The organism is Petrotoga sp. 9T1HF07.CasAA.8.2, assembly GCF_002895585.1.
Lineage (GTDB): Bacteria > Thermotogota > Thermotogae > Petrotogales > Petrotogaceae > Petrotoga > Petrotoga mobilis.
This window is the reverse complement of sequence record NZ_AZRI01000029.1, coordinates 133,922-152,757: the sequence shown is the minus strand read 5'-3', so window position 1 is coordinate 152,757 and position 18,836 is coordinate 133,922. Positions and strand designations below refer to the sequence as shown.

General features: G+C 34.2%; 19 protein-coding genes and 1 tRNA gene. 7 read left to right on the top strand and 13 right to left on the bottom strand.

Features of this window, described 5'->3' with window-relative positions; all coding sequences use genetic code 11:
* Positions 1-235: 235 nt before the first annotated feature.
* The 4 genes from X925_RS06580 to murB all read left to right on the top strand — a co-directional run bounded on the left by X925_RS06580 (position 236) and on the right by murB (position 4,411).
* Entirely contained in the window at positions 236-1,813 is a 1,578-nt protein-coding gene (locus tag X925_RS06580) for a bifunctional aspartate carbamoyltransferase catalytic subunit/aspartate carbamoyltransferase regulatory subunit (protein WP_121959488.1), read from the top strand.
* A 96-nt stretch (positions 1,814-1,909) separates the two neighbouring features.
* Entirely contained in the window at positions 1,910-2,506 is a 597-nt protein-coding gene (locus X925_RS06575) for an HAD family phosphatase (protein ID WP_121959487.1), read from the top strand.
* Between the two features lie 20 nt (positions 2,507-2,526).
* Positions 2,527-3,474 (top strand): sulfotransferase, encoded by a 948-nt coding sequence (locus X925_RS06570; protein ID WP_158245434.1) that lies wholly within the window; start codon positions 2,527-2,529, stop codon positions 3,472-3,474.
* Positions 3,475-3,490: 16 nt separating this feature from the next.
* The gene (murB, locus tag X925_RS06565; RefSeq protein WP_121959485.1) at positions 3,491-4,411 is read left to right on the top strand and encodes a UDP-N-acetylmuramate dehydrogenase; all 921 of its coding nucleotides are present in this window, start codon (positions 3,491-3,493) and stop codon (positions 4,409-4,411) included.
* A 1-nt stretch (position 4,412) separates the two neighbouring features.
* Here the strand turns inward: murB and rnr are convergent, their stop codons facing one another.
* The 11 genes from rnr to X925_RS06510 all read right to left on the bottom strand — a co-directional run bounded on the left by rnr (position 4,413) and on the right by X925_RS06510 (position 13,671).
* Positions 4,413-6,626, bottom strand: coding sequence for a ribonuclease R (gene rnr, locus X925_RS06560; protein WP_121959484.1), 2,214 nt, complete (start codon positions 6,624-6,626; stop codon positions 4,413-4,415).
* Positions 6,627-6,723: 97 nt separating this feature from the next.
* Positions 6,724-8,094 (bottom strand): replicative DNA helicase, encoded by a 1,371-nt coding sequence (gene dnaB, locus X925_RS06555; protein WP_103927442.1) that lies wholly within the window; start codon positions 8,092-8,094, stop codon positions 6,724-6,726.
* A gap of 13 nt (positions 8,095-8,107) precedes the next feature.
* On the bottom strand, positions 8,108-8,317 hold the full coding sequence (locus X925_RS06550) for a hypothetical protein (RefSeq protein ID WP_103927441.1): 210 nt from the start codon (positions 8,315-8,317) through the stop codon (positions 8,108-8,110).
* The gene (locus X925_RS06545; RefSeq protein WP_121959483.1) at positions 8,317-9,381 is read right to left on the bottom strand and encodes an alanine/ornithine racemase family PLP-dependent enzyme; all 1,065 of its coding nucleotides are present in this window, start codon (positions 9,379-9,381) and stop codon (positions 8,317-8,319) included. The genes X925_RS06550 and X925_RS06545 overlap by 1 nt, the downstream gene beginning before the upstream one ends.
* A 61-nt stretch (positions 9,382-9,442) precedes the next feature.
* Positions 9,443-9,682, bottom strand: coding sequence for a hypothetical protein (locus tag X925_RS06540; protein ID WP_103927439.1), 240 nt, complete (start codon positions 9,680-9,682; stop codon positions 9,443-9,445).
* A gap of 15 nt (positions 9,683-9,697) precedes the next feature.
* A complete protein-coding gene (locus X925_RS06535; RefSeq protein ID WP_121959482.1) occupies positions 9,698-10,054 on the bottom strand; it encodes an RnfABCDGE type electron transport complex subunit B in 357 nt (118 codons plus the stop codon).
* A 61-nt stretch (positions 10,055-10,115) separates the two neighbouring features.
* A complete protein-coding gene (locus X925_RS06530) occupies positions 10,116-10,556 on the bottom strand; it encodes a GatB/YqeY domain-containing protein (RefSeq protein ID WP_121959481.1) in 441 nt (146 codons plus the stop codon).
* A complete protein-coding gene (locus tag X925_RS06525; protein ID WP_121959480.1) occupies positions 10,557-10,934 on the bottom strand; it encodes a hypothetical protein in 378 nt (125 codons plus the stop codon). It abuts the gene before it with no gap.
* Positions 10,931-12,940 carry a ferrous iron transport protein B gene (feoB, locus tag X925_RS06520; protein ID WP_121959479.1) on the bottom strand — a complete coding sequence of 670 codons (2,010 nt, stop codon included), beginning with the start codon at positions 12,938-12,940 and terminating at the stop codon, positions 10,931-10,933. The genes X925_RS06525 and feoB overlap by 4 nt, the downstream gene beginning before the upstream one ends.
* Positions 12,941-12,957: 17 nt before the next feature.
* Entirely contained in the window at positions 12,958-13,209 is a 252-nt protein-coding gene (locus tag X925_RS06515; RefSeq protein ID WP_121959478.1) for a hypothetical protein, read from the bottom strand.
* Positions 13,210-13,212: 3 nt separating this feature from the next.
* Positions 13,213-13,671 (bottom strand): ferrous iron transport protein A, encoded by a 459-nt coding sequence (locus tag X925_RS06510; RefSeq protein WP_121959477.1) that lies wholly within the window; start codon positions 13,669-13,671, stop codon positions 13,213-13,215.
* Between the two features lie 231 nt (positions 13,672-13,902).
* On the opposite strand from X925_RS06510, the gene X925_RS06505 reads away from it, so the two are divergent.
* From X925_RS06505 to X925_RS06495, 3 genes are all read left to right on the top strand, one after another.
* Positions 13,903-13,978 (top strand) — tRNA-Pro (locus tag X925_RS06505).
* Positions 13,979-14,142: 164 nt separating this feature from the next.
* Positions 14,143-15,273 (top strand): beta-aspartyl-peptidase, encoded by a 1,131-nt coding sequence (gene iadA, locus X925_RS06500; RefSeq protein WP_012208789.1) that lies wholly within the window; start codon positions 14,143-14,145, stop codon positions 15,271-15,273.
* 22 nt (positions 15,274-15,295) lie between these two features.
* Positions 15,296-16,363, top strand: coding sequence for a mandelate racemase/muconate lactonizing enzyme family protein (locus X925_RS06495; protein WP_121959476.1), 1,068 nt, complete (start codon positions 15,296-15,298; stop codon positions 16,361-16,363).
* Positions 16,364-16,408: 45 nt separating this feature from the next.
* On the opposite strand, the gene X925_RS06490 is transcribed toward X925_RS06495, so the two are convergent.
* Together X925_RS06490 and X925_RS06485 are read right to left on the bottom strand one after the other, a co-directional pair.
* Positions 16,409-17,482 carry a Gfo/Idh/MocA family protein gene (locus X925_RS06490; protein ID WP_121959475.1) on the bottom strand — a complete coding sequence of 358 codons (1,074 nt, stop codon included), beginning with the start codon at positions 17,480-17,482 and terminating at the stop codon, positions 16,409-16,411.
* Between the two features lie 25 nt (positions 17,483-17,507).
* Positions 17,508-18,815: a nucleotide sugar dehydrogenase gene (locus X925_RS06485; RefSeq protein WP_121959474.1), complete on the bottom strand. Its 1,308-nt coding sequence runs from the start codon at positions 18,813-18,815 to the stop codon at positions 17,508-17,510.
* Between the last annotated feature and the right edge of the window lie 21 nt (positions 18,816-18,836).

Below are 18,836 nucleotides of genomic sequence, written 5' to 3'. Positions count from 1 at the left end.
AGTTAAATGTCAAAATGTTTTACAAAAGACTCAATTTATTGTGTTATATTTTATATCATACCACTGTATATTGTATTTGTCAATGTTGTTTATCTTACAAAAAAATGGTATAATACAAAAAGTAATTTTACTTAGACTCATAAGAAATTTGGGGGGGCCACAGGGCGAAGGGGTACTAAAAGAGGCTTTAGAATTTTAGAGAGAGTAGAAGAGAAATTACTTGGGAGGGATTCTTATGAAAAATGATTTTTTAGGGAGAAGTTTAACGGTTATGAATGATTTAACGGTTGAAGAGCAGTTATTTCTTTACAACCAAACAAAAAGGCTAAAAGCAAAATGGGCAAATAAAGAAGATCTTACTGAGTTTCAAATAAAAAATCAAACAGGTATTTATATAGTATTCCTCGAATCAAGTACCAGAACCAAAGAATCCTTCATTAATGCTTCTAAATTCCACAAAAACGCTAAAATCAACATCTTCGAATCAGAACACTCCTCGTTTAATAAAAATGAAAGTTATATAGATACCTTCAATATGTTAACGGGCTATTCGGATTATTCTATATTCATTATCAGATCAAAACTGGAAGGTACATGTAAGTTATTAGACGAAAAGGTATCAGAATTTGCTTCAAGGCATAACCTACCACATCCTTCTTTTATAAACGCCGGAGATGGTAAGCACGAGCATCCTACTCAAGAGATATTAGATGAATTCACATTTTTAGAACAGATGGATTTCAGCAACGAGTACATTCATATAGCTCTTATTGGGGATCTTCTTCATGGAAGAACGGTCCATTCCAAAGTGGAGGGTTTAAAAATATTTAAAAATGTTGAGGTTGATTTGATAGCCCCGGAAGAATTACAGATGCCAAAACACTATATTAGCAAAATGAAGCAAAAAGGGTACAACGTTAGAATCTTTTCTTCCATAGAAGAGTACCTAAAACAAGGTAAAAAAGCGAACATTTGGTATTTCACAAGGCTTCAATTAGAACGAATGGGTGAAGATATTCTAGAAAAAGAACATATTTTGAGAAAAAGTGTGACTTTTACAAAAGAATTTCTCCCCCTTATTTCCGAAAACGTAAAATTTTATCACCCCCTCCCTCGTCATAAAACTTACCCCACTATCCCAACCTTTTTAGATCCCTTACCGCTTAACGGCTGGGAAAAACAAGCAATAAACGGATATTGGACAAGGATAATCTTACTTTCTATGTTTGGTGGTGCATTGACTGCTCCTTTTGATACCTCAAGAAAGAATGTTGAAATTAATGAAGAGGATTTCATTATCCCTGCTCCGATAAAGGATGGTAAAAAAGGGTTGTTGAGCGAAGGAAAAAGAGGGATCAAGCCGATTGAAAATGGGACGGTAATAGATCACATAGCCAAAGGGCAAAAGTCGGAAAAGATATATGAGACTATCATGAAGATAAGGAAGATTTTGAAGTTTTATAATATTGATAGTGCAGACGGAATATTTAGATCAGCCGATGGTAGATTAAAGGGTTATATTAGTTTGCCCGACGTTCATCTATCAAAGAAAGAAATAAAAAAGCTTTCAGCTATATCTCCAAATACAACTGTGAATATTATTGAAGGTGGAAGAGTAAAAGAAAAATACAGAATTTCTTTACCGCCTATTATATACGGTTTCGAAGAGTTAAGGTGTAAAAATGAAAACTGTATAACCAACCCTCAAAACAACGAAAACGTACAGGTCTCTTTCATTAGAAATGAGGAGAATGAGTTAATATGTGAATATTGTGAAACCCCTCATACCTTTGAAGAAATATGGCGCTTTTAATAGTAAAAAATCTTTTTTTATCTTTGTTTTTAATCTTTTAATATTTTTGTGATAAAATTTAGTCGAAGGGTAGAGACTAAAGAAGGGGGATTTTTTTTGAGAAATATCGTTTTTGATTTGGGAAATGTCCTTTTTAAATTCGATCCTGATGAGATTTTAGATGGTCTTTTCAAAGATCCGCTTATAAAAAGGAAGTTAAAAGAGGCTGTTTTTAAAACAAGTATATGGAAAGAATTGGATAGGGGGACCTTGTCTTTTGAGGAAGCCAAAAAGATTTTCATCGAGAAAAATCCTGATTTAAAAGAAGAAATAGATATATTGCTCAAAGACTGGAAGAATTATCTTCATCCCATAACTGAAAACATAGAAATTCTACCTGAATTGAAAGAAAACAACAAACTTTTCATATTGTCTAATTTTCATGAAGAGGCCTTCAATTATATAAGAGGGAAATACTCTTTTTTCGATATCTTTGATGGAATGATTATTTCCTACAAAGAGAAGCTATTGAAACCCGAAAAGGAAATTTATCAACTTTTGCTTAATAGGTATAATTTGAAACCAGAAGAAACTTTTTTTGTGGATGATATTGTTGAGAACATAATGGCTGCCGAAGAAGTTGGAATTAAAGGTATATTATATACGGATCCTGAATCCTTGAGAGAATTGTTAAGAAGAATAGGTGCCTTATAATTGTGAAAGGAGGCAATGAAGTGGATAATGTTTTTGATAAACATTGTGTATTTATCACTTCAACCGGAAGGACAGGTACGAGATTTCTCGCAAAAAGTTTATCAAAAATGGTTGAAGATTGTTATGCGGTCCATGAACCTGCAAATGTGTTTATTAGAGATCTAAAAAAATGGAGTGATGATATAAAAAGGTTCGGTTTTTATCAAATGACCGTGGGGCAGTTTTTGCCTTCCAAATCTATGTGCAAGTTGAGTACTTACAGGAGAAGAGGAAAAATAACAGATGAAAAAACTAAAGAGTATATAAAAGGTTTGAGAAAACAGATTTTGGAAGAAACAAAAGAAAGCTTATACGTCGAATCAAGTAACCATCTTCACGGAGTTATAGATCTATTGGGAGATGTCTTTCCCAATAGTAAAGTCGTGTTTATTATAAGGGATCCAAGAACATGGATCCGTTCAGCCATAAGTTCTCCTGTTTATTTATTGTATAGTAAAGTTGATTTTTCATTTTTGGGAATGAGCATGAGAGCTTTCCATTTCAAAGATGATCCTTACTCGACGAAATGGAATAGTATGAGTAAATTTGAAAAGTTTGCCTGGTATTATAATAAACTGAATACCTTGGTATTGGAATCTATGAAAAATAAAAAGAATTTCAAATTGTATCGCTACGAAGACTTATTCCTTGGTGAGAAAAAAGAAGAAAATTTTATAGATTTATTAGAATTTTCTACAAAGTTTGATGATGGGTTCAGTAGAAAGTATACTTTTGAGCCTTCTTTCCTAAAGAAGAAAATAAACTCTGCGTCGGATGAGTATAAGATACCACATTGGAAAAATTGGGATAAAAAGAGGGCTCAGATACTTCAAAAACATTGTGGGAATTTGATGGATATGTTTGGTTATGGAAAGGAACCCGAGTGGTTAGAAAAGTTGAATTCGAATTATAAAGAAGAGTATGCCTAATTTATAGGGGTATTAAATGATTTCAGAAGATCTTAAACTCAGCTTGTACGCAGAAGGATGCGATATTAAGCAAAATGAATTTCTCAAATATTATACGAGTTTTAGAATAGGTGGACTTGTTCCATATATATTATTTCCAAAAACTCTAAATGCTTTTATAAATGCTTTATCGCAATTAGTTAAAAGGGACATTCCTTTCAGAATTATAGGGCAAGGAACCAACCTCATCGTAAGTGATGAGCCCTTAAAATTTGTAGTACTTTCCACGAAATACTTAAATAAAATGAATTTTGAAGAAAAAAATAATATGGATTTGATTGTAGAAGCGCAGAGCGGAGTTTCTTTATCTGCTCTTTCTTTTTTGCTTTCGGAAGATGGATACTCTGGACTTGAATTTGCTTGCGGCATTCCAGGAAGTGTAGGCGGAGGAGTTTTCATGAACGCAGGAGCCTACGGCGGTGAGATAAAAGATGTCGTTTTGGAAACAACGGTACTCGATTTAAAGGATGGAAAAATAAAGACTTTAAATAAATGTGATTTAGAGTTTGATTATAGAACCAGCATTCTCCAGAAAGGTTCTTTCGTCCTTCTATCTACTAAATTGTTACTAAAAAAAGATGACCTTAAAAAAATTAAAAATAAATTGATAGATTTTTCAACCCGCAGATGGGAGAAACAACCAATCGATTTACCATCTGCGGGAAGTATATTCAAAAGGCCGAAGCCAGATTTTTTTGTGGGTACTGCGATAGAAAATTTAGGATTGAAAGGCTTTTCCATAGGTGAAGCTCAAATATCAACAAAACATGCAGGTTTTATAATCAACAAAGGCAACGCTACTTTCAATGATGTGATTTCATTAATTGAGTATGTAAAACGTATTGTAAAAGACGAATACAATGTTGATCTACAGGTCGAGCCAGAGATTTGGAAATGACTTATGATTTTTTCTTTTTTTTCTTATTTTTTTTGTTAACTTTTATTTTGGCATGAGGATGATCCTTTTTCAATTTTTCAAAATCATCTTCCGTATATGGGATAAAATCTACTTCAGTTCCGATTTTATCCGCTCTTACCACTTTGGCTTGTAACTTGTCTCCGATTCTATAAACTTTGCCAGTTCTTTCGCCTTTCAACGTATTGTCACGTTCTTCGTAGATATAATAATCATCGCTCAACTCTGATATATGTATCAATCCATTTATCATCTTTTGGGGTATTTCTACAAATAAGCCAAACCTTGTTACACCTGTTATGTACACCCAAAAGACTTCTCCTATATGTCTTGAAATGTATTCAACTTTTTTCATATCTATTAGATCCCACTCGGCTTGGTCTGCTACCCTTTCCATTTCAGAAGAATTTTTAGCTATTTCAGGAAGCATTTCAGAATACCTCTTAATTTCTTTCTTTGAAAGGGTTCCTTTATGTTTGATGAATTCTTTCAACAATCTATGAACCACTAAGTCAGGATATCTTCTTATTGGTGATGTGAAATGTGTATAGGATGATGAAGCGAGGCCAAAATGCCCTACGTTCTCCTCTGAGTACAACGCCCTCTTCATAGATCTAACGAGCATCATTTGTATATTTTTACTTAAAGGATGGTCCTTTGTTTTTTCCAAGATTTCTTGTAGAACCTTCGGATGAATATTTTGAGGAAACTTTATATTTATTCCCAATATATCCAGATAATTTCGCAGCTGAAGCAATACATCAGGGTCGGGATTTTCATGGATTCTATAGATAAAGGGTAAGCCTTGAACATCAAAGTATGAAGCAACTGTTTCGTTGGCCAAAACCATGAACTCTTCAATCATTTTTTCCGATAGGCCTCTTTCAACAGGGATGATATCCTTTACATAACCCTTTTCATCGAATTCAAAATATACTTCGTTGCTTTCTATATCAATTATGGATCCTCTTTCTTTTCTTTTTGCAGCAAGTATTTCCATCAGTTCTTTCATCATCTCAAGCTCTGGCTTTAAAAAGCCTATCTCTTTTTTTACCTCTTCACTACAGTTGTGGGATAAGAGTTCGTTAAATTTGTTATAGGTCAATCTTTTGGTACTTCTTATCACTCCATTGTATATTTTTGAGTTTACTAAGTTTCCATAAGGGTCAATTTCCATTACTAGGGACATTGTCAATCTGTCTTCACCTTCAACCAAAGAACATATCCAGTTGGATAACTCAAATGGAAGCATTGGTATGACGGTGTCGATAAGATAAACGCTTGTACCTCGTTTGTATGCCTCTCTATCAAGAGCACTGTTGCTTTTCACATAATGAGATACATCTGCTATATGTACCCCAAGTAAATAATTACCATTATCTAGCTTTTTTATACCAACGGCATCATCAAAATCTTTTGCTGTATCACCATCGATGGTAAATATGGTTTCTTTTCTAAAATCTTTTCTTCCCTTAATTTCATTTTCAGAAAGTTTTTTTGGAAGTTCTTTGGCTTCTTGTAACACTTTTGAAGGGAAATAACCTGGTTCAGGTAAATCATGTTTGAAAATCACTATAGGTAAATCTATGGAAGGGTCATCTTTATCCCCAAGGACGTTGACTATCTCGACTTCTGGCTTTTTCGTGGGAGATTGATATTTTGTTATCTGGGCTTTCACTATTTGACCATTCTTAGCTTTTCCTATACTTTCTGGGGCTACGTAAAAATCGGTGTTTATTTTTCCATCAATGGGTATAACGAATCCAAAGATCCCTTTTCTTACGAACTCACCTACTACATATTTTAACCCTCTTTTTAATATTCTAACTACCCTACCTTCTTTTAAATCCCGCCATTTGCCAATTGTTTCGACTAAAACTAAATCTTTATGTAAACTGATTCCAGAATTTTCAACCTTTACAGCAATTTCGCTTCCATCTGGGCATTGTACAAATGCCATATTTCCACTCTTTGTGAATTCGATGATTCCAATAGCCATGTTTTCATCTAATTTTCTGTATCTGTTTTGTGAATCTTTAATTATTTTCCCCTCACTTAGAAGTTTGTTTAAGGTTCTTCTGACTTTATCCTTTTCCGATTTTTGATATGCATTTAGATTTTCATATAGTTCTTTTTGTATCGTAGGATTTTTGTCTATTATTTCTAATATTTGTTTTTCTAAGTTGTCTTCATTCATATTTTACCCCCTTTCAATGTAATTATACTTTTTAAAAAAGCTAAAACTTGTTTCAATGCCCCTGTAATCCTTTTAAATCAGAGTCTTATTTTTAAACTTACTGATATCCTCTATCAGAGGTGTAAAAAGTTGCAAGTTTAGGATTGAAAGTTAGTTTTATTGTTCCAACGGGCCCGTTTCTTTGCTTACCTAGAATAAGTTCTGCTTCATGTTCATCATTTAAAGTATCTTTTCCGGGCTCATCTTTTTTTCTTTTGTAATATGAATCTCTATACAAAAACATAACGAGGTCGGCATCCTGCTCAATTGCTCCTGATTCTCTGAGATCACTTAAACGAGGCCTTTTATCTTCTCTTTGCTCAACCGCACGGGAAAGTTGAGACAAAGCAACGACGGTGATATTTAACTCTCTAGCGAGCAATTTCAGGGATCTTGATATTTCTGTGATTTCTTGTTGCCTACTTTCATAACCTTTAGATCTAGAAGTCATCAATTGTAAGTAATCGATAAAAATTACTTCGATGCCATACTCTCTTTTCATTCTCCGTGCTTTAGCCCTCAACAGTCTGGGGGTCAAATCTGGTTCGTCGTCAAAGATAAGCCTTGATTTCGATAATTCTCCTGCTTTTTGAACTAATTTTTCCCACTCTTCGTCAGAGATTTGTCCAGTTCTAACCTTGTGTAAATCGACTTTGGCTTCAGAACATAAGATTCTGTTAGCTAGCTGCTCTTTCGACATTTCTAAACTAAAGATTGCCACAGCAATATTTGCCTGTAAAGCCATGTTAGTTGCAATATTTGCTGCAAAAGAGGTTTTACCCATTGATGGTCTAGCGGCGATGATAATTAACTCGGATCTATGAAATCCCGAAGTCATGCTGTCTAAAGGTTTGAATCCAGTAGAAACTCCTGTAACGAGATCTCCCTCGCCTTTTTGAGCCCTGTTTTTCAATTCTTCTATCTGTTCAAAAACATCATGCATTACGTTGGATAAAAGATCATATGTTCTGGTTGCGCGGGCTTCGGCTATAGAAAATATTCTCTTTTCTGCATACTCTAAAACTTCTTGGGCATCTCCAATATTTCTTACGGCATCAACTATCTCTGAAGATGCGTTTATTAAAGCTCTTAAAAGGGCTTTCTCTTTTACAATTTGAGTATAATACATCACATTAGCCGTTGTTGGAACAACCTGGGCTAAATATATTATTGTATCTTCTCCACCGATTTTCTGTAAAAGATTGGATTCTCTTAGTTTTTCAATCACCGATACAGTATCAACAGGTTCCCCTTTGTCAAAAAGTTCTTCCATAACTTTAAATATTATTTTATTATTTTCGTAGTAGAAGTCTTCCCATCTTACCTCTTCGATTACGTCAGGAAGTATGGAAGGGTCTAAAAAGATGCTGCCTATGACCGACTCTTCGGCTTCTTTACTATTAGGAGGGGTAAAAGAAGTAAGTTCCATTTGTATCCACCTCTCAAACTAATAAGCTCAAAAAATAAGATAAAACAAAAATTCCAACACTTATCAAAAGGCCTAACAGTCCATTTTTGTCCATTTTTTTTACGTCTTCATCAGAACTTTTACTACCGTTTCTTATCATTTTAGCAGATCTCCATAAAAATACCGTTGAAATTATAAAAAGGATCATTGCAATTACAAAAAGAGTGTTTATAAAAGCAAACATTAAAGTATCACCTTTTCAACATAAGGACTTGTGAAGGCTCTCAAAACGGAGGAATAACCTAGCCTAAATCTTATCTTATCTCCTACTTTATACCTCACTTTAGATTCAGTTAAATCTACGATCGTATGATCACTACTTGCATGGAGTATTTCAATATCGTCATCCAACGGATGCATGCAGGTAGGATCAACATCTTGCTCTCCCACCGCTAAAATGCCTTTCATTCTATTACCTTTATCTTCAAATGTTGGTTTACGACCAAATGCATCATAACCAATGTTGCCAAACGGGACGGAAGGTTTTTCTTTCAATTCCACAATTTCTGCTTCCAAGATTATCGTATCTTGCCTGGTGCCTGGAACGTTGCGGTTGTTAGTTGCGTCCGTTCCACAGATGATCGCTTCCCCTAATCTAAATTGGTTTATACCCTTTGGTAAACTTCCTTTTTCAATTAAAGGTAAGGCAGCAGTATTTCCACCGGAAATTATTTTCAGACTTCTTCCAGTTTCTCTTTGGAGTTCTTCTTTTATTTTCACAAGCCTTCCCATATTAGTCTTATCGGGGATTACTCCACCAAAACATCCTAAGTTTGTGCCTATTCCAACAATATCTATTCCTTCTATGGTCATTGCATTTGAAATCTCAGAAACAGCTTTTTCAAACCAAACTCCTTCCCTTAGATCCCCAACGTCAATCATGTAGATGACTTTAGATCTCTTATTGAATTTAGAAGAAACGTTCCCCAATCTCTTAGTGATTTCTAAGTCACTTACTAAAGTATAATCAACATAATTTGCGACGTCATCAAGTTCAGAAATCATAGGTATTCGAAGTAACATAAAAGGTCCTTTTATACCAGAATTCCTCATTTTCTTTATGTTTTGAATCCTTGAGTCACCCAGTATTTCAATTCCAGATTCTTTAAGTGCACGAGCTATTGTAGGTTCACCACAAACTACTTTAGTGACACCTACCATTTCAACACCCGAATCGTCACACAATGATTTTAAAAATTTCGCATTTTCTTGAATCCTTTCCAAGTAAACGTAAACCTTTGGATACAAGGAAAATCCTCCTTTATTTAAAATTGCGGGCAATCTTGGCCCGCAATTAAGAAAATTTTACTTAGGTTAAAACATCCAAATTTTGACCTTGATACAATTCACCAACGGTTCTAACTAATTTCATCGAAATTCCAGTTTGTTTGTAAATTACAAAAGATAAAAGTTTTTCCATCTCTTCCTTGGACATCGTGGGACTCTGGTTAGTGTTTTGACTATTCACGCGCGGAAGTTGATCACTTCCATAATCAAAACTCCTTAAATAAAGTGGCTTGTATTGTTGAGAGGATATAGGATCGATCAATTTGATCCCCCCTTTTTAATTTTGTTTTAGTAGTTTTAATATTTTAGAATCGTCTTCCCCACTTTCCTCATATATTTTGTTCAATTCATCAATAGACATCTTAGAAATTTTCTCTAAAAGTTCTGGGACTCCTTGAGCTTTACCAGGAACGCAACCGTCTTTTCCGACCTCTCCCTTGATAAATGCCTTAGCGAAGGCTGCACATCCAGGATAACCACAAGATCCACAATCGTTGTTTGGCAATACCGCTTTAACAATAGCCTCTCTTGGATCTTCCTTTACTTCAAATTTTTTTGCAGCAAAAGCCAAAAAAGTGCCGGAAGCAAACCCTAAAATTCCTAATAATAATACCGAATAAACTATTGTGATCACTGCAAAAAACACCTCCAAAGAAATTCTTTCTAGTATTATTATATCACATATTAGTTATATGTTAATTTAAAAGTGTCGACAGTATTTCGCTTATTTTCTTTCCATCAGCTCTTCCTTGAACCTTTTGAATTATCAATTTCATTACTTTGCCAAAATCTTTTTTTGATGTTGCATTGACTTCGCTTATAGTTTCTTCTATTATTTTTTTCAATTCTTCGTCAGAAAGTTGTTCAGGAAGATAGCTTTGTAAGATCTCAACTTCTTTTCTTTCTTTTTCAGCAAGATCTATTCTATCTGCTTTTTCGAACTGTTCAATCGAGTCTTCTCTCATTTTTATCTGCTTTTTTATTACTTGGATTATTTCTTCCTCTGTTAACCCTGCTCCTTTTTCAACCTCTTTATTTTTAATCTCAGATATTATAGATCTAACCGCATTTAAAGCAAGGGTATTCTTTTCTTTCATATATTTTTTTAAATCATTATTTAATATATCTTTTAACATTTATCGTTCCTCCTTATTCAATGCTTCATTTCTCTTTTTTCTTAGATATTTTAATTCTAAAAAGAATATCATTATGCTTAGTATACCAAAGATTATAACATAAATATTTAAATTTATTTCGGAAAATTCACCTGCTAACATAGTGAACAACATATCCAAGATTTCATAAGCTAAAAGAAATAGACCGATAAAAGAGGAAACTATTATATGCGCTGATTTATGATACCATATTCTATTGTCATTAGAAAAACCGTAGATCGAAATTAAGAGTATAACAAAAAAAGAAAAGACGTAGAAAAAGTTTTTCTGTATATTCAGCAACATGAAAATAATCGATAATATTGCTATCAAAGAAAGAGTGAAGTTTTTGTGTTTCATAAAAAGATTCCTCCTACAAAAAATACCACATTAGCTATAAGATAAGCAACAACGGTGGTGTAAACAAGACTGAAAACCGCCCATTTCCACCCATTTGTCTCCGCCTTAATCGTGGCTAAAGTTGCAAAACAAGGAATATAAGCCATAATGAAGAATATGAGTGCTAAAGCAGATGCCGGGGTTAATGCATTTTGTAAAGCGTAGGTTAAAGAGCCTTCTCCAACATTAAAAATTGTGGCATAGGAAGACACAACTATTTCTTTTGCGGCGACACCAAAAATCAAGCCGGTGTTTATTCTCCAATCCCATCCCAAGTGATTAGTTAAAGGTTCGAACACTCTCCCTATAGAAGCGGCAAAACTATTGTTTATATCTGTGCCAAAATTAGGGAAGAAAGACAAAAACCAAATTAGTATGGTGGCTATTAGAATTATGCCTCCGGCTTTTTGTAAAAAGTGCTTTCCTCTGTTCCATGTATAAATGGATAAATTTTTTAAAGTAGGCATCCTAAACCTGGGCAGTTCTATTATGAAAGGGATGTCTTCTGATTGGGTAATGAATCTTTGCAAAAATTTTGAGGATAGTAAGACCAACGCTATACTCGATAAATAGACTAGTAGCATTATAGTAGCTGCGTGTGTTGAAAAGAACGCACTTATTAAAAGTATGTAAACTGGTAACCTAGCACTACACGATGCAAAGGGAAGGCTAAGAATTAAAGCCAGCCTTTCTTTTTTATTGGCAATCGTTTTGGTAGAGATAATGGCTGGAACATTGCAACCGAAACCTAAAATAATAGACATAAAAGATCTACCACTTAATCCAAAATTTCTCGCAATTCTGTCAACTAAAAAGGCTGCTCTTGGCAAATATCCTGATTCTTCCAAAAATCCTAAGAAGAAAAATAAGATAAAAATCTGTGGAATAAAAATCAAAACCCCACCAACGCCGGCTATAACCCCATCAACTAGTAGTGACTCTAACCAAGGAACAGTTACCATTTGGCTGATTGAATTACCTAAAAAAGTAAAAGCCGAATCCAGCAAATCCGATAATGGTTGAGCGAGGCTGAATGTTAGAGAAAACACTGCAAACAAAGCAAAAACATATATCAGTATTCCCAAAATCTTATGTGTAAAAACGTGGTCTAAAATATCTCTCAAAGACCAGTCTATACCCTCTTTTATTATCGAAGAACTAACTAGATAAGAAATGAAATTAAACTTCCAATTTAAATATTTGTTTTTAAGTTCTTCTATATCAAAATTTTCTTTTAACTCAGTCAAAAAATCCTTGGGAAGTTCTAAATCTTCACTTCCAAACTCTAAAAAATATATTGGTAACCAACTACTATCTATATAATTTTGATATTTCGAACTTATTTTATGATACTTTGCGATTTTGTCTTGAAAAAAATTGATAAAATTCTCTATTTCTTCTGGATACATTATTTTCTTTTTTGTAAGATTTTTTTCTTTTGAAAGCTTATATGCTTCTTCTAAAAGTTCTTCCTTACCTTCACCTGTCTTGGCGGAAGTCAATATGACAGGGATGTTTAAAGTTTTGGAAATTGGGGATGGATCGATGATTCGTCCTTTTTCCCGAGCTTCATCTACGGAGTTTATAACCAAAATAGTCTTCACACCAATTTCTATGAGTTGAAACAATAAAAACATAGAACTTTCCAAGTTCAAGGCATCTGCTACGACAATTACTATCTCTGAAGTATTACTTATTAAGTAATCCTTAGCAACTCTCTCATCTTCACTTTTAGCTGAAAGGGTGTAAACACCTGGAAGATCAACTAATTTAAAGGTTTTACCTTTATACTTAAAACTTCCAATTTTCTTCTCTACTGTAACCCCTGGCCAATTGGCAACATATTGTTTTGTGCCCGTTAAAAGGTTGAATAGAGAAGTCTTTCCAACATTAGGATTTCCAATTATTGAAATCTCAGCTTCATTGTCAACGGTTTCAACGTCATCTTTGAGGGTATCCTTGCTCATCCATGCTCCTCCCCATATTAAATTTGTTTTGTAGAGTTATTAGTGTAATAACAGTTATTTAACAGGCCTTTTCCACATTTATCTGACAATGGACAACTTTTACATACAGGTTCTATTTTATTTATTTTTTTAATTTCAACATCCATTATCCTTAAAAAAGGGATCAAAAGTTTTATTTCACTTTGATTTAAGTGAAATTTCTCTTTTAATTCCAAAATATCAACTTCTTTATTCTTTCTTACGTATTCTTCTACAACAGATATATCCATTTTCTAATCCACCTTTTTACAGAATATCTTGGCAGCTCTTCCTCTACCCAATTCGTATTTGCTTCCATCAACCTCAACAATTATTCTGTTTCCAAGCTTATTAACTAAATTAATATTAACTCCTTTATACAACCCCATACTTTTCATTTCCTCTATGAAGTTGCTTCCCCCTTTAAGATCGATAATTTCATATTTTCCAGTTTCACTTTCCAAAAGGTTGAATACTTTGTAAGGAACATCGACAAGGATCTTAGAAGCTTCGCTTTTTCTTAAAACTACTTTTTTTTCTCCAATTTTAAATACTAAAGGATCTCCAAAAGGAGAAACATGAGCTAATTCTATAGATTTACCTGGCGTGATTCCCATTGCAAGAAGACGATTTTTCGTACTTTCTTCTTCATTGTTTAAACTCACTATCTTACCCTTTTGCCCAATAAACAAATCGTGTAAAGGAATTAGCAAATTATAATCACCTCTTTCGAATATTTCAATTCAATTATAACACTTTTTAAAAGAGTTAGCTGTGCCTAAAATTAACAATAAAATGAACTATTATAACGCAACAGTTAAGTTATATACAGTTTGTAGTATAGTCACTAATCTTATTAGACAAGTTATTATTTTTCGATTTTTTTATTGGTATTCACTTCGATTAAAAAATATGATAAAATCAATTATAGAATAATAAGAATTCGGGGCGTAGCGCAGTTGGTAGCGCGTTGGTTTCGGGAACCAAAGGTCGCTGGTTCAAGTCCAGTCGTCCCGACCATTATCAAATTCTTTTTCTATGAAAGCTCAAAATCTTTTTCGGATTTTTGAGCTTTTTGTTTTTTATTTAAAAATTATTGGTAGAATGAGTTAACTTGACTTTTTAATATTCTCTGTGGCATGATTTAAATAAAACTTATAATCATAAAAAAGGAGAAGAGCATTTTGCTTACCCTCATAAAGAATGCAACAGTTTACTCGCCTAAAGCTTTAGGGGAAAAAGATATATTAATTGGTGGAGAAAAAATCTTAGAACTAGTCGATTCGATAGAATTAAATTCTAATCTTAAAGTTGAGATTATCGATGCTGAGGATTATATAGTAGTTCCAGGTTTTATAGATTCACACGTTCATATAACAGGGGGAGGTGGAGAAGGGGGATACAGCACAAGAACTCCCGAAATATCCCTTTCCAAGATAATAAGTTCTGGAATTACTACATTAGTAGGTGTTTTGGGAACCGACAACGCAACTCGAAGTATGCAAAACTTAATTGCAAAAGCAAAAGCATTAAAACAAGAAGGGATAAGCTGCTATACGTATACGGGTTCTTATCATCTACCAGTAAAAACTTTTACCGGCAGAATTATAGACGATTTGGTTTTCATTGAAGAAATAATAGGTGTTGGAGAAGTTGCTATTTCAGACCATAGAGGTTCCCAGCCAACCTTAGAAGAGCTGATAAGATTGACTTCAGAAGCTCGAGTGGGTGGAATTTTATCAAAAAAGGCGGGCATTGTAAATATTCATGTTGGCAGAGGAGAAAAATTCATTCAGATATTACTAGATGTTGTTGAAAATTCAGAATTACCTATTACACAGTTCCTTCCAACTCACATGAACAAGGGAGAAAAAGCTCTTCAAACATGTAAAAATTTCATAGAACAGGGTGGAAGGGTAGATTTCACAACTAGTTCGTCAAAAAAGAAAGACAAAGAGGATCCATCAAAACCATCTAAAGCCTTGAATCTTTTACTTGAAGATGGGGTAAATATTGACAATATATCTTTCTCATCTGATGGACAGGGGAGCTTACCACAATTCGATGAAAAAGGAAATTATATAGGTCTAACAGTAGCAGATGTAGGCACACTCTTTGAAGAAGTAAAGGATTGTGTAATACAAGAAGATATCCCTTTGGAAGAAGCTTTGAAGGTAATCACTATCAATCCTGCAAATTTTCTTAAATTGGAAAACAAAGGCCAAATAAAAGAAAACTTTGATGCAGATATAGTGTTCTTAGATAAAAGTACTCTGGAAATAAAAAAAGTTATGGCAAAGGGTCGCACTATTTAAAAAATCTTGTGGAGGGCAGAGAATGAAAATAACAGATTTAAAATTTGAAAAAATCAAAATTAAACTCAAAAAACCTTTTGTTATCTCGCGAGGATCAACGGAGTATTGTGAATCGGTGCTTGTAAAAATAACTACTGATGAGGGATACTTCGGCTTTGGAGAAGCTACTCCCTCTTGTTCAGTAACGGGGGAAAGCATCGACAGTGTAACAATAGTTCTTAAAACATTCAAAGAAATATTAATAGGGCAGGATCCACTCGCAATAGAAAGAATTCATTATATATTAAACAAAGCAATCGCAGGAAATACAGCAGCAAAAGCAGCGGTTGATATCGCTCTCTACGATATAAAAGGGAAAGTAATGCAAGAACCCCTTTATAAGCTTCTTGGTGGATTTGAAAGCAAAGTACAGACAGATATCACGATAGGGATTGGTGCGCCACAAGAAATGGCAAATGAAGCCAAAGAGAGCGTAGATAAAGGATTTAATATATTAAAAATCAAAACTGGCGTTGATCTTAAAAAAGACGTTGAAGCTATCAGGCTAATAAGAAATAGCGTGGGAGATAAAGTAAGATTGAAAATAGATGCCAACCAAGGATGGAATATACACGATACGTTAACTGCAATCAAGATGATGGAAAGTTACAACGTTGAAGCCTTTGAGCAACCGTTAGCTGATTGGGATCTTGATGGATCTGCACTTTTGAGAAAAAAGACTGATATGAAGATTATTTTAGATGAATCAGTTCATAACGCTCACGATGCAATGCATGTGATAAAAAAAGATAGTGCCGATATGATCAATATAAAACTGATGAAAAGTGGAGGGCTTTACGAAGCAGAAAAGATTAACACAATTGCAGAATCTGGTGGAATTAATTGTATGGTTGGATGTATGGTGGAAACAAAGGTGGCTCTTACTGCGGGAGCAAGCTTAGTTGCAGCTAAGAAAAATATAACAGACGCTGATTTAGATTCTTTCATGTATTATGAAGAATACGAAGGAATAAAAGGAGGATTTGAAGTAGAAGGAGATACAATAATTCTTTCGGACAAACCTGGTTTAGGGATAGAAATCAATATGTGAAAAGAAGAGGGGAGTAGATCTTGATTATAACAAGATCTAGACTGACTATATATCCCTCTTCAATTCCATAGTTGAAAAATCGATTGGAAATTTCACAGGTCTGTCCAAAAGGGCAGACTTGTAAATTCCCAAAACAGCTTCTACAGCCTTTTTCCCTTCGTCACCGTTAATAAAGGGATCTCGATCTTCTTTTATCGATTGATAAAAATCTCGGTACAGTGGAATGTGCCCACTTCCATAAACCGTATCAGGATCTGGGAGATTTTGAAATGGATGTCCATCTTCTCCTTCAAATCTCCAATATTTTATCTTATTCACCGCTAAGCCGCCGATAACCACTGTGCCTTTTTCTCCGAATATCGATAGAGTTTCTTCCAAGTTTTTTGGATATATATTTGCTGATCCTTCTATAATTCCTACAGAACCGTTTTTAAATTTTATTATTGCCCCTCCAAAATCCTCGGCTTCTATATAAGGATGGGTGAAGTTCTGAATAACACCGTATATTTCATTTATTTCAGAGCCCATATTCCACAATAACAAGTCTATATTGTGAGTACATTGGTTCATCAACGTACCACCGTCGTATTCCCAAGTGCCTCTCCATTTTGCTTGTTTATAATATTCTTCGTTTCTATTCCACCTAATGGAAGCTTGACCGTGAAGAATTCTTCCAAAGGAATTTGTTGTAATTTTTTTTCTTAATTCTTGTATAGGTGGATTGAACCGATTTTGAAAGCAAACCCCTAACTTTAAATTTTTCTTTTTTGCAAACTCTATCATCTCATTCATATGTTTTGTTGATAGGGCCATTGGTTTTTCCACTAACACATGTTTGTTGTTTTGCAGAGCTGCCAAGGTGAGTTCATAATGTTTCCCACTTTCGGTAGCGATTGCCACGGCGTCTACATCGGTTCTTTTCAACAACTTGCCGTAATCCGTGTATATATCTGGTTTCTTTAACCCAGAATTTTCAACCTTACTGGCAAATTGTTCTGCTCTTTCTTCTTTTAAATCGCAAACAGCCACATTTTCAATGATATCAGAATTTTTTATAATTGCTTCTGAGTGTTTTGTTTGAGCAATTCTTCCACAACCTATTACAGCCAATTTAAGCAAAGAATATCACCTACTTTTAAACTTTTCATAATAAAGAAACTTTTTCTGGATACTTCTCTCTAAGCCCTTTTGTGACATTTTTTGTATCAAAAACTATATCAGCATTTTCCAAAACGAAATTGTAATTCACCTTTTTGTGCCCAGTAGTAATTAAAACCGCATCTGATTCCTCTAACAATTCTTTTGTTAAGTCTACCGTTTTATACTCTATTCCTTTGTGAGAAAAATTTTTTATATAAGGGTCATGAATCTTCACTTCTGCACCCTTTTTTTCCAAAAGCTCCAAAACTTTCAAAGCAGGAGACTCTCTTAAATCGTCTATATCGTTTTTATAACTCACCCCTAACATCAATATTTTGGAACCATTCAAACACTTTTTATTTTCGTTTAAAATGTCCATTAGTCTTTCAATTACATACTCAGGCATATAATCGTTTATTTCCCCAGCCAATTCTATTATCCTTGTGTGATAGTCAAACTCTCTAGCTTTATACGTTAAATAAAAAGGATCTATTGGAATACAATGACCGCCCACACCTGGTCCTGGATAAAAGGGCATGAATCCAAAAGGCTTTGTAGCAGCTGCATCTATGACCTGCCAGATATTTATTCCCATTTTCTTTGCTAAGATAGCCATTTCATTGATGAGACCAATATTGACTATTCTAAAGGTATTTTCCAAAATTTTTGACATTTCTGCTTCCTTAGGGGATGAAACGGTGAAAACTTCTGCGTTTAATACGTTTTCATAGAGGGTTTTTGCATGTAAAGTGCATTTTTCGGTAACTCCACCGACTACTTTTGGTGTATTTTTCGTCTTGTAAATCAAATTTCCTGGATCCACCCTTTCTGGGCTAAAAGCTAAATAAAAATCTTTTCCAACCTTGAACCCATACTCTTGTAATAACGGCAGAATTACTTCTTCGGTAGTTCCCGGATAAGTAGTGCTTTCTAAAACAATCAACATTTCTGGATGAAGCCTTTTGGCTACCTCTTTGGTTGAATCAACAACAAAACTTAAATCAGGTTGTTTGTATTTATCCAAAGGAGTTGGAACACATATTGTTACACAATCGCACTCCTTTATTCTATCATAATCGCCTGTAGCGCTTAGATAACCATCGTCAACCAGCTTTTCTAACTCTGAATTTACAACATCTCCGATATAATTTATCCCTTTGTTGACCTTTTCTACTTTTTCTTTTTGAATATCGAATCCTAAAACCTTGTACCCTGCCTTCGCCTTTTCCACGGCAAGAGGTAAACCAACATAACCCAAACCTATTACCCCTATCTTTGCAGTTTTATCTTTTATTTTATCCAATAATGCCATTTTTTAGTCCTCCTCTTTCTA